Annotated in this window: 10 protein-coding genes; 3 read left to right on the forward strand and 7 right to left on the reverse strand. The window is 49.6% G+C overall.

Annotated elements, in window-relative coordinates:
• Positions 1-58: 58 nt before the first annotated feature.
• The 3 genes from dcd (at position 59) to AWQ21_RS06135 (ending at position 3829) form a co-directional block, all read left to right on the forward strand.
• Complete coding sequence (gene dcd, locus AWQ21_RS06125; RefSeq protein ID WP_065713768.1) at positions 59-655, forward strand: dCTP deaminase; 597 nt, start codon at positions 59-61, stop codon at positions 653-655.
• A 133-nt stretch (positions 656-788) separates the two neighbouring features.
• On the forward strand, positions 789-2843 hold the full coding sequence (gene thyX, locus AWQ21_RS16705) for an FAD-dependent thymidylate synthase (RefSeq protein ID WP_065713769.1): 2055 nt from the start codon (positions 789-791) through the stop codon (positions 2841-2843).
• A gap of 236 nt (positions 2844-3079) precedes the next feature.
• On the forward strand, positions 3080-3829 hold the full coding sequence (locus AWQ21_RS06135; RefSeq protein ID WP_065713770.1) for a response regulator transcription factor: 750 nt from the start codon (positions 3080-3082) through the stop codon (positions 3827-3829).
• A 141-nt stretch (positions 3830-3970) separates the two neighbouring features.
• Here AWQ21_RS06135 and AWQ21_RS06140 read toward each other — a convergent pair whose 3' ends face one another.
• The 7 genes from AWQ21_RS06140 to glpX form a co-directional block, all read right to left on the reverse strand.
• The gene (locus AWQ21_RS06140; RefSeq protein ID WP_157094708.1) at positions 3971-4648 is read right to left on the reverse strand and encodes a hypothetical protein; all 678 of its coding nucleotides are present in this window, start codon (positions 4646-4648) and stop codon (positions 3971-3973) included.
• Positions 4649-4684: 36 nt separating this feature from the next.
• Positions 4685-5452, reverse strand: coding sequence for a hypothetical protein (locus tag AWQ21_RS06145; RefSeq protein WP_065713772.1), 768 nt, complete (start codon positions 5450-5452; stop codon positions 4685-4687).
• Positions 5453-5510: 58 nt separating this feature from the next.
• Positions 5511-8270 carry a hypothetical protein gene (locus AWQ21_RS06150; protein WP_065713773.1) on the reverse strand — a complete coding sequence of 920 codons (2760 nt, stop codon included), beginning with the start codon at positions 8268-8270 and terminating at the stop codon, positions 5511-5513.
• Positions 8271-8452: 182 nt separating this feature from the next.
• A complete protein-coding gene (locus tag AWQ21_RS06155; RefSeq protein WP_065713774.1) occupies positions 8453-9037 on the reverse strand; it encodes a nucleoside triphosphate pyrophosphatase in 585 nt (194 codons plus the stop codon).
• Between the two features lie 93 nt (positions 9038-9130).
• Positions 9131-9682, reverse strand: a complete 552-nt coding sequence (psbP, locus tag AWQ21_RS06160; protein WP_065713775.1) for a photosystem II reaction center PsbP — start codon at positions 9680-9682, stop codon at positions 9131-9133.
• Between the two features lie 131 nt (positions 9683-9813).
• The gene (locus AWQ21_RS06165) at positions 9814-11091 is read right to left on the reverse strand and encodes a glutamyl-tRNA reductase (RefSeq protein ID WP_065713776.1); all 1278 of its coding nucleotides are present in this window, start codon (positions 11089-11091) and stop codon (positions 9814-9816) included.
• A 267-nt stretch (positions 11092-11358) separates the two neighbouring features.
• Complete coding sequence (glpX, locus tag AWQ21_RS06170; protein WP_065713777.1) at positions 11359-12396, reverse strand: class II fructose-bisphosphatase; 1038 nt, start codon at positions 12394-12396, stop codon at positions 11359-11361.
• Positions 12397-12526 lie beyond the last annotated feature (130 nt).

Raw genomic sequence — 12526 nt, forward strand, 5'->3', positions numbered from 1 at the left:
CTATAAATTTGTAAGCAGTTGTGGGAATATATAATGTCTGATTTTTGCCGTAGGGAACATGCTGAAAAACGATATTTGGATCCTCGAACAAGCCCAACAAGGGATGATTTCCCCCTTTGAAGCCTCATTGATCCGCAAGATCCAACTGTCTCCCCAGCAGACTGTACCTGCCCTCAGCTACGGCCTTTCTAGTTACGGCTATGACATTCGCCTCAGCCCCGAAGAATTTCTCATTTTCCGCCACATTCCTGGCACCGTTGTGAATCCCAAAGCCTTTAGTCCTGAAAACCTTGAACGGGTTGACCTCAAGCGCGACGAATATGGCGATTACTTCATTATTCCGGCCAATTCCTATGGTTTAGGCGTGTCCCTCGAAAAAATTCAGATGCCCCCCAATGTCACCGCTATCTGTCTTGGCAAGTCCACCTATGCCCGCGTTGGTCTGATCGCAAACACGACCCCCCTGGAGGCTTCCTGGTGCGGCGCAATCACCCTCGAATTTAGCAATGCCTCCAGCACGGACTGCCGCATCTATGCCAATGAAGGGGTTGTGCAGCTACTCTTTTTTGAAGGTGAACCTTGCAACACGACCTATTCTGACCGGGGTGGCAAGTACCAAAACCAAGCCGGAAAAGTCACCTTGCCCAGGGTCTAGATTGATTCTGAATGTATTTGGCGATCGCCGCAATTTTTATTACAACCGCCTAGGCATTGCTGATTTTTTGTCTATGGTGAAATCAAATCTTTACTTCCCCTACATCTTCATTTGCTCCCGAGTTTGAATTGTCATGAATAAATTTCGCGTTGAAGTGCTCCGTTCTACCCCCAACCCCCAACAAACCATCTGGAGTGCCATGCACCAGGACTACTGTGAGGAATTTGTGTGGGAACAACAGAGTAATTTTCCAGACGAGCAAAAAGCAGGGGAGTTAATTATTAAACATCTTTTGGCGGGTGGTCGCGGTCACTATGGCCCCCTCGAACATCCTCAGATTGTTTTTAACGTCGGCTATTTCCCCCATTCGATGATGCAGCAAATTCGGACTCATCGCGTTGGCGTCTCCTTTGATGTGCAGTGTCTCGCCGGGGATACGGAAGTCACCTTTGTCCAAGCCTCTGGATCTCTCCGCAAAATCAAAATCAGTGATCTCCATGACCTTTGGCACAACGGAGAAAAAGCGGTGCGAGAACGTAAAATTCGTGGCCGCAAAGGCGAACAGCCAGGATTTTACCGCCGTGACTGTAAAACTCGCTTGCGCAAAATGTCATTAAGGGTGCTGAACGAGGACACTGGTAATTTTGAAATTGGCCATCTCCAAGATGTCATGAATAGCGGTGAGCAGCCCGTTTATCGTCTGACTTTGGCGGATGGCAAAACCCTTGATTGCACTGTTAACCACCGTCTCTACACAACCCAAGGCTGGCAACGCATGGGAGAAGCCCTGGGTTTAGTGACTGATACAGATCATCAAGTCTTGGCAGTGACAAAAACCTGCGAAGTCATGACCAATGGTGTTGTCCGTCCCGATGCCCTCTATAGTCAGCAATCTTGGTTAGCAGCCCAGGTAAAACAGGGATTAACTGCTCGGCAAATTGCTAATATCTGTGACTGTTCCCCAGACGTGATTCGTCATTGGGCAAAGAAATTTCAATTAAAACTTCCTGCTGGTCATCAACGAGGCCTAAAAACAGTGGTTGGAAATGGCCGTTATCGTAATCGCGCCTGGTTAGAACAGCAGCTTGAACAGGGGTTACATACAGATGAAATTGCGGCTTTAGCCAATTGCTCCATTGAGGCAGTGAAGAAATGGACTTATCATTACGGTCTTCAGCTCAACAAACGTCCATCTGGAACAAAACAACCTTGGAACAAAGGTTTAACGGGTTATCGCCTTGCCTTGTCTGAGACAGCCATGGAAACACGACGGCGGAATGCGCGACGTTTCACCAAACGTGGTGCAGATTCCCATTTTTGGAGAGGAGGCACTGCCACAGAACGGCAACACATTGGGGCATGGACGCGACAAATTGCGCCACAAGTCCATGCAAAATTCAACTATATTTGTCAGTCTTGTGGCCAGCAAGGGGGACAATTACAAGCCCATCATCTTGTACCCGTTTTTGCAGATCAATCCCTCGCCTATGAATTTGAGAATTTAGTTTCTCTTTGTCAGAGCTGCCACCAATATCTACATCACAATCATTTAGAGGCGGATTTTGCTCAGCAGTTTCAACCGATTCGAGAACCCAAAACATGGGCCGCAAAACCGAAACCCAAGGGGCGTCGTTTAAAAGCGCATCCGGTGAAGGTCGTTGCTGTGGAATATCTTGGGATCCAGCCCACCTATGATCTGGAAGTACAAGGGCCTTGGCATAACTTTGTGGCGAATGGTGTTGTCGTGCACAATTCTTTCCGCTATACAGGACAGCGGATTATTGATGTGGCAGAAGGCAAGCGGGACGTGGAAGAAGTCTTCTATCTGCGGCCTGTGGGGAAGTATGACAACCGTCAAGGGAAAAAATATTTTTACTCAGAAGAGCAACGCCAGGCGGATAAGGAATGGTGCCTGGCCGCCTGCGATCGCTATCGGCAACGGATCGAAGAAGGCTTGGCAGAGGAGCACGCCCGGAGTTTGATTCCTTTTGATGCGCGGCAACATTTTGTCATGAGTTGCAATGTGCGATCGCTGATGCATTTATTAGATTTGCGCTGGAAAAAGGACGCCCAACTCGAAGCCCAACAACTCTGTGAATTATTATTTGTTCATTTTGAGACTTGGTGTCCAGAAATTGCGGCTTGGTACCACAAAAATCGCGCCCAAAAAGCACGCCTGTCACCTTAAGATTTTCTTTAGATTTTTAGGGCTGAAGACGGATAAAATTACGCAAAAGTTAACATTGCTTGGTAATCTGTAACGTTTTTTCTAAATAGATTAAATGGATGAAGCCTTTGAAAATCAAAGAATAAGGCGGATTATCCATAAATTTTGATTGTCATGGCCGGGGAATTTTGTGAAAATTCCTTAATCCTTTTGAATTTTCCTTTTAAGATAGAAACAGTTGCTTTAACTTGGTTGTGATGCCTCGAATTTTAATTATTGATGATGATCCGGCGATCGCCGAATTGGTTGCGATAAACCTTGAAATGGCGGGTTATGACGTCAGTCGTGCCGAAGACGGTATTAAAGGTCAGGCATTGGCGGTGCAGCTACAACCCGATTTGGTCATGCTCGATCTGATGTTGCCGAAAGTGGACGGGTTTACCGTGTGTCAACGCATTCGACGGGAAGAGCGCACAGCAGATATCCCCATTTTGATGTTGACCGCCCTAGGACAGACCCAAGATAAAGTGGACGGCTTTAATGCTGGGGCCGATGACTACCTCACGAAGCCCTTTGAAGTCGAAGAGATGCTAGTGAGGGTGCGGGCGCTTTTGCGACGGAGCGATCGCATTCCCCAGGCAGCCAAACACACAGAAATTTTAAACTACGGCCCTTTAACTTTAATTCCAGAGCGGTTCGAGGCGATTTGGTTTGATCAGACTATTAAACTGACTCACCTTGAATTTGAGTTGCTCCACTGTCTCCTCCAGCGCCATGGCCAGACCATTTCTCCCAGTGAAATCCTCAAGGAAGTGTGGGGTTACGATCCCTCCGATGATATCGAGACCATCCGGGTGCACGTCCGTCACCTGCGCACTAAGCTAGAACCAGAGCCCCGTCGTCCCCAATACATCAAAACCGTTTATGGGGCGGGTTACTGTCTGGAGTTGCCCTCACGGGTGAACCACGGAGAGACCCACCATATCTCGGAACCGATGAACTCCTAGACCTAAGCTTACCTTTCGTTGAATTAGTCAGTAATCAAAGGTAATGGAGGCAACGGAGTCCCCAACTTCTAGAGACCCACCATATCTCGGAACCGATGAACTCCTAGACCTAAGCTTACCTTTCGTTGAATTAGTCAGTAATCAAAGGTAATGGAGGCAACGGAGTCCCCAACTTCTGAGGCGATCGCCCCGGGCAAAACGGCCACACAGTACCTGGGAGAGTAACCAGCGTTTTAGGGGAGCTTGCCATTGTCGCAGTAAAGCCTGTAGCCCCCAACCGAGCAGGCCTAACGCGATAGGAACGAGGATAAAAAGTAGGGGCTGCGTCATCAGCGTTGACCAACTTAAGATCACAGAAATCAAGACAAAGGCGATCGCCAAGGGCCAGGCGAGACAACTTAAACCATACTTTCGTTGTCGCCAGGGTAATTGCGCCAATAATTGCCCGATAAACCACCCTTGAATTTCCGCTAACTGTTGATAAAGGGAAGGAGACGTCAACAGATCCGCCACCATTTGGTGCAACACATCGCCATCAAGGCCAATTTGGGTTTTTAAAACATTGATCCCTTCGTAACGCAACAAAAAAGAGAGGGACGCCTGGGGCCAATTACGTTTCCGAAAAAGCACATATTGTCGCCAAGCGAGGTTAAACTCATCGGTAAACGTCAGGGTTTGCCCTTGGTGTTTGAGTGCCAGGAGTTTCAAAAGAGCCTCATGATCCAACACAAATAAAACCCCGTGGCAGAGCGTGGACTGCGGTGGCGTCGTTAGCGGTTCTTGATCCAGTTGGATGTAGGGGTGAGCGGAAACAGTCACGGGAGGAAGGGCAACAAGATTAAATGACGGGGGAAGCTATTGGGGTTTGACAAGGGTCGCTCCATGGGGATTTGGCCGAGCTTTGGGCGTTTGTCGATTGGGTTTAGGCTGTCGTTTTAAGATTCCTTGAATGAGGCTGATAAAAAATCCAAGTAACCCCTGCCATTGCTGTTCACTGGTTTGGATATTGTGCTGGTGGGCCTGGAGGATTGTCGTGCAGTGGGGATGGGTCATGAGCGCTTCGGCGTAGGTATTCATAATGGTGCCATCCAGTTGCAGGATCGTTTTCGCGTAAATAATGCCTTCTGTTGGCGTTTGTTTTGCCTGTTGGTGTTGTCGTTTGCGTTGGTCAAGGGCAATTTTGAGTTCCCCTAGCTTGCGCAGGCAACAGAGAAATTGGCGATCGCCGAGGAGATGCTGGAGTTGCTGTTGGTCTTGGGCATCACCCGTGGGATTGGGGAGTGCGGGTAGAGGGCCGGAACTTTCGGAGCGATATAAAGGGTGCGTCGGTTCCCTGAGAAGGGCCTGGTATTGTCGCTCTAGTTGCGATCGCAAATTGCCGTAGGCCGCCTGTAGATCGGGGGGGCAATGCTGCGGACTGAGGGTATCTTCGCTGAGATAATACAAATCCTGGTACACCTCCCGGGGAATGAATCGCTGACCATCAATGGCATCAACCACCATCGTGCTGACCTCTAGGGTGGTGGCATCCAGAAAAACCTGATTTAGAGCCTGGATAAATTGGTGCATGGCAACGGCGGGCTGGAGCTGAGGGGATTTAGCTTCGGGGGCAGAACGATTCATGGGAGACCAACAAATGGGATGAAAATGAAACAATTGGGAGCGTGCTTAGCATAGGTACCTAGGGCTCTTCTTCTAGGAAAAGGAGCTCTTCGTCTCCAAGATCAAGGTCATCAAAGTCCTTGCTATCGAAGGCATTCAGTTCTTCTAAATCCGCCAGGGCTTCGTCTAAGTCCAGATCATCTAGGGGGGCGATCGCCTCATCAGTGGTGGATAGATCAATGGCGCTTTCTTGATCCGACTTATCGAAGTTGGCGCTATCGACCGCAGAATTCCCCTCATCGAGGCCAAGATCAAAATCAGGATCCAGCTCACCCGACAGATCAAGTTCCTCTAACCAACTATCATCGGTGAAATCATTGGTCGGGGCGGCCGCCGCATCATGGTGATGATTGACATCGCTGGTGCCATGGCTTTCGTTGTCTAGGGAAGGTAGATCGACCGTAAGGTCAAGATCGTCATCCAAAAGGGTCATGGTCTCCAGTGGCAGATTCTGGGGGTCAAGATCGAGGTCTAAGTCATCAAAACTTAGGGCCGCAGCATCTAACAAATTCAGGTCGTCTGGCTGCTGGAAATCTGCCTGAATCACCGTCTCTTTGCTGAACTCACGAGCCTCAAAGTCGTGTGAATTTTCCTGGTCATCAAGGGCCTCGGTGTCAAGCTCAGAGAGGTGGTCTTGATCGAGGTCAAAGTCGAGCAATGCTGATTCATCGAATTCCCCTAGGTTAAAGATATCTTCGTCTTCTTCTCCTAGGTCGGTCATCTCCGACAGCCAAGCATCCTGATCTTGATCCGTAGTGGATTCTGGGGAGGCATCAGGAGCGCTAGAGGAGGCTGCCGCATTAATGTCTTCCGTGAAGTCTTGCTGTTCGAAGTCTAAATCCAAGGATGTATCGAGAGAATCAAGGGTCATTTCCCCCGATAGATCCATCTGTTCGAGGTCAAACTCAAAATCATCGGGTTGATCGAAGTCTTCCTCGAATAAAGCGTCTGTGGCTTCTAGGGAATCGGTATCTAACCCAGAATCGTCACTGATGCTGTCGGCAGGATCCATTTCCATTGGTTCGAGGTCAAGCTCAAAATCACTGAGGAGATCGAAGTCTTCCTCGGCTAACGGATCGGCTGTGGCTAAGGGATCAGCCTCGAGATCAAAATCAGCGTCGACGCCATCGGGATCAAGGTCAATGTCAATGTCAATGTCTCCATCGTTCTCTAAGTCTAGATCCAGGGCCAATTCTGAACTGTCAAAGTCTGGGGCATTTAAGGGGCCAAGGGTATTTTCGTCTAAATCTGTGGGAAAGATGTTGAATTCAAAAGCATCCAAATCCTCTAGATCCGTGGGCAGATATTGGTGATCTGCAACGGTATCCTCAGGGGCCCCTGCTTCGGTGGTTGCAATGAGCATTTCTTCATTACTCTCCAGGAGGTCGTCTAAGCCAGACACCGCGAAAGACTCTAGTTGTTCTAAATCAGAGGCCGTTAACTCTAATTCGTCACCAGCTAAGGCATCATCTGTAGTCAACTCTGACGACGGTTCAGGGTCGTAATCAAAATCGGTAGTGATAACATCCGGGAAGGGTTCGGTGAGGCGATCGCCAAGTTCATCTTCTGGGAGTTCTCCGAGGGCCAGATCTTCTGGGAAAAGATCCTCCTCAAAGTCGGCAGTCGTTTCGTCTAAGTCTTCTAAATCTTCTAATCCCTCTAAGTCTTCTTCTCCATCACCCGCCTTAGTCTCTGCCTCTGATAGATCGGGTAAAGCCTCCGTTTCAGCGGCCAATTCCTGCTCTAGCCAATTTTCCGGGAGGGGCGGTAGAGGTAATTGGCTTGTCTCGGGCCCATCGAGGGATGTGACTTCCGTGACACCTGGGTGATTATGCCAATCCTGACTCAAAAACGTAAATAAAGTCTCATCATCGACCGTATCTAGATCTGCCGTTTCTGGCGATGTCACCGCCTCAGTCATGGGAGTTTCTGGGTCTTCGAGTAAGTCTTCTAACCCTAAATCATCCTCTAAATTGCCTAAGTCTGCCTGGGCGGCGATCGCCTCATCTCCGAAGGGATCGCTGTCTACTTCAAAATCTGCCAAGTTGGGAACATAGGCATCCGGGCGATCGCCGTTGGCTCGTTCTACAGCCGTGGTATCAATGGGCGTCTCCCAAGCTTCAATCCCTGGGACATCATTGGCCGTTAGGGCCGCATCTGGGGTTTCATCCAGGGCAATATCTGCAAAATTGTCTAAAAAGTTGAGGGAATCAGAATCGGTTAAATCTTCGTTCTTTTCTGGGACTACATCGGGCTGAGATTTTGAAACAGCTTCCATCGGCGCACTCGGCGCAACCGTTGGCAGGGCATGGTCGTCCTGTGGCGGCGTTGTTGTGAAAGGTTCAACAACCTTAACCGTTGCGGCCATGAGGGTTTGGTTCGGTATTTCAAGGAATTTCAGGTCTAGGGGTTCCTCCGCATTCATTAAACGGTCATACTGCTGCAAAGTCACAAGCAACTGAAATAGCTGTTGCAAACCCTGGAAGTTTTCTTGAATTTTACGGTGACTTAGGGCAACTTGCTGTTGGTGAAAATGCTGGAGATTTTGGTACTGAGCAGTATTGAGTACGGCCTCACCAACGTCATTTTCCACGGTTCCATTGATGAGATCGACTTGGGTATGGAGGCTGCTATTGGGAGGGTAGGGTTCGCCCTGGTTCGGATCACGGACAATTCGAGTCGTAATATTTAGGATTGCTGCCTTACTCGCCACCATCGTAAAGGCTTTGGAAAGGTCGCCGCTGCGGAGAGCTTGCTTAAATTCATCGCTTAAGGACATGGTGGAATCTCCTTGGTCACTGGGTTGGCGCCAAAATAGGGGCGCAGTATGGATGGATAAAGTCTGGGGATGATGGCTAGGCGGATGTTGATTTCTTCTCAGAATATCCCATCCCTAAAATGTCGTTGGTAAAATGCCAGTAAATGTAACATTGCCCTATTTGTGTAAAATTTCCGCTGATGCTAGGGCCATAGAGTCTGAACGGTATAGCCGAGGTGCGTCAGCATTTCCCGCAATAGCGGTAGGCTCAAACCAATGACGTTACTATGGCAACCTTCGATCTTCTCGATCAGAAGCCCTCCTTTCCCTTCAAGAGCAAAACACCCCGCACATTGCAGAGGTTCGCCGCTACGGACATAGGCGGCAATTGTGTCATCATCAATGGCGGCAAAATATACTTTTGTGACCCCATGGCGCACCAAGGTTTGGTTTTGGGTTTGATCCACGAGGGCATGGCCTGTATAGAGCAAACCGTAATGGCCCCGCATGGTTTGCCACCGGGCGATCGCCTCGGCGGGGGAGGCCGGTTTCCCAAGGATTTCCCCCCGGACATGGAGCACCGAATCGCAGCCGAGTATCAACGCATCTTGGCGATGTTCGGCGACGGTCTTTGCTTTGGCCGCAGCGAGGGCTTCGACTAACTGGGCCGGATCATCATGGTGAATTTGGGATTCATCAAAGTGACTCACATGGACAATGGGATTAATCCCAATGCCTTGGAGTAAACGACGACGGGCAGGGGAAGCGGACGCAAGGACAAATTCCATGGTGTTTTGAGGTAATGCGGCGCAAACAGAGGCAATTACAGCATACCCAGGTGGATACACTGGGGGATCAAGGTTTCAAAATATTGGTTGAGATTAGACCTTAAAGGATTTAACCATCGCATTAAAGAGTTTCTCGACTTGGGGCCAACGGCTTTCGCGGGTCGAGAGATTGAAGGTATAGAGTTTACCCAGTTTTACAGCAACAGTGGCGAGGTCATGGCGCATTTGACCTCCGGGGAGGGTGACGCGATATTCGAGAGTATAGTAGGTCTGGCCCTGGTCGGTGCGACTTTCGGCCCGGATCAGTTCGGGTTGGCGATCGCTATTTTGGCTTGCTTCTTTCATGAATCGATAGCCAACGTCAGTGGGAGTTCCCAGGTCGCCTAAGGCTTTGTCGGCGGGAACATCACTGATAATGACACTCAAATTTTCGGAATACTCCACCAAATCCCGAAAAACGACATCTACACCAGTCTCGCTTTTGCTGACATCAACGGGAATCCAACCATTGGGATAGAGAAATTGATAGCCATAGGTGCCATTACTATAGCCCTGCAGACTGCCGACGCCACCACAAGCGGCCAACGTACAACTGATCACGATCAACAAACTGGCGATCGCCTTTTTCCATCGATTTTGGCGCATTTATTTACCTCAGAAATTTAAAAGAACTTAAAAAATAAACTCGCAGAGCCGGAGTCTCCGCGTTCATCATCCTAGCGAAAACACCGGCTCAAACTGAAATTTACGGGGTCTAATAAGGCCCTAGGCTCTTGCTAAATGGCCTCTTCCGTTTCGAGGTTAAACAGCATTTGCAGCGATTGTAAGCAGACGCGGCGGGCTTCGATATCCTGTTGAGCACGTAGTTGCACCATCGGATCATGGAGAATTTTATTAACGATCCCCCGGGTCAAGGTTTCAATAACCTCCTGGTGCTTCTCTTCAAATTCTGCCCCGAGGCGAGAAAGGGCTTTTTCAAGTTCCTGCTCCCGAATGCTTTCGACTTTGCTGCGTAGGGAACTAATGGTCGGGACGGTTTCGAGGGACTGCCACCATTGGATGTAGTTCTCCACTTCCTCTTCTAGGAGGGCCTCGGCTTCTTCGGCCATTTTGCGGCGAGACGCTTGGTTTTGGGCGACCACTTCCTTGAGAGCGTCTACATTATATAAACGAACGCCGGCGATTTCTTCCACATCGGCGGCAACGTTGAGGGGCACAGAAATATCGATCAAAATTAAGGTGTGGAGATCGAGATCTTCGAGTTTTGCTCGGTCGAGAATCGGTTCTGTTGCACCGGTACTGGTAAAGACAATGTCTGCTTGTTCAACGACATTGAGCATCTCTGGCAACAATTCCAATTGCAGATCTACATCGGGAAATTTTTTCGCGAGATCCCGCGCCCCCCGTTCAGAACGGTTAACGATGGTGATGTCTTCGGCCCCTTTAGAAACGAGGTGTTGCACCAACAGGCGCGACATTTTTCCGGCACCGATAATGGCGATTTTTTGATCAGAGAGATCCTTGACCTTCATCTGGGCTAATTCCACGGCGGCGGAACTAATGGAGACAGCCCCGGTACCAATATTGGTTTCGCTGCGGACGCGTTTCCCAGCGGTAATTGCTCGTTTGAACATCCGATCGAGTAAACGGCCCAAGCCTTTATGTTGTTGGCCAAGCTTGTGGGCGGCTTTGACCTGGGCGAGGATTTGGCCTTCTCCGAGGACGAGACTTTCTAGGCCCGCAGCAACCCGCAATAGATGACGGATGGCATCTTGGTGCAGCAGGGTGAAGAGATAGCGGCGCAGGCGATTGAGTTGGAGTTGTCCGGTTTCCGCAAGAAATTGGCAAATTTCCCGCACGCCCTGTTCTGTTTCCTGCACGACAGCATAGATTTCGAGGCGATTACAGGTGCTGATGACGGTGACTTCTTCCACATGTGGATAGGATTTGAGGTGGGCGATCGCCGCGTCCATTTTCGCTTCTTGAATACTGAGTTTTTCGCGGATTTCGACGGGGGCTGTTTTATGACTCAGGCCAACAACAACAATATTCATGGGGTTTTCTCTAAAGGTTTTATCTCTCTAGGGCGCCAACATCCAAGGGAAGCGCAGAGTTTTATTAAAGGATTTTTTTAACTTCCTATGCAATGTAGTCTCCGAACATTTCGGGACAAAAGGTTTTGTAAAGAAAATTTATGTAACTTTACGGCGTCCTCACGGCTTAACCTGCACGAAAAAAGGCGACCCCCCACTGGCGATCGCCCTTGCTTTTTTTTCAAGAAGGCTAATTGAGTTTTAGATCAATCCTTCAAAGCTTGCGACTTAGAGTTGGATTGTTTGGGGGTTATCCCACATGTGAATGGTGTCGACGAAGCGGGCAGTCATGGATTGGCTAGAGATAACCAGAGACTGGGTACGAGCACCACCGTGGAACAGGCGAACCCCTTCCATCAAAGTACCGGGGGTAATCCCACAGGCCGCAAACAGAACCGTTTCGCCAGAAGCGAGTTCTTCTGCTTCGTAAACTTTGTCAGGATCAGTAACGCCCATGGACTTAAGACGCTCGATATTTTCTTCACGGCTCCAGCCAGCACTTTCGGGGGTGTTTACATCGGCGGGATCGTAGATCAGTTGCCCTTGGAAGTGGCCACCGAGGCAACGCATTGCTGCAGCACTAATGACACCTTCAGGAGCCGCACCAATCCCCATCAGCGCATGGATGTTGGTACCAGCAAAAGCAGCACAAATTGCCGCAGATACGTCACCATCACTAATCAAACGAACCCGGGCACCAGTGGCACGGATTTCCTTGATTAGATCTTTGTGGCGGGGGCGATCCATTACAACGATCACGAGTTCTTGGGGATCGCGACCGAGGCATTCAGACAAAATCTTGATGTTTTCGGTGGCAGACTTGCGGATGTCAACTTTCCCTTTGGCGGCTGGGGGCGCGGCCAATTTTTTCATGTAATAGTCAGGGGCATGGAACAGACCGCCTTTTTCGGAAATGGCGAGCACTGCCATGGAACCGGGTTGACCGTTGGCGACGAGGTTGGTGCCTTCACAGGGGTCAACGGCAATGTCAATTTCGATCAGTTCATCGGGGTTGCAATAGGCTTTTGCATCTTCACGGGTGCAAATCCCGACTTCTTCACCGATGTAAAGCATGGGGGCATCGTCCCGCTCCCCTTCACCGATGACGATGCGACCGCGCATATGAATTTGATTCATGCGTTCGCGCATGGCTTCGACGGCCACTTGGTCGGCGGTATCTTTTTCGCCCATGCCCATCCACTTGGCAGAGGCGATCGCCGCTTGTTCGACAACTTCAATAATTTCTAAACCGAGGGTGCTTTCCACGCTTTTTATCCTCCAGACTGCGACTGTTGATCAAAACCACCAGTCATTTAGTTTTTTTGTAAACACCCCAAAGTCTATCAGAGAAGGGCGATCGCCTCAGAAGATTCCCAGAAAAGTTTTTCCTTTAAAT

The sequence above is a fragment of the Picosynechococcus sp. PCC 7003 genome (genome assembly GCF_001693255.1).
Taxonomy (GTDB): domain Bacteria; phylum Cyanobacteriota; class Cyanobacteriia; order Cyanobacteriales; family MRBY01; genus MRBY01.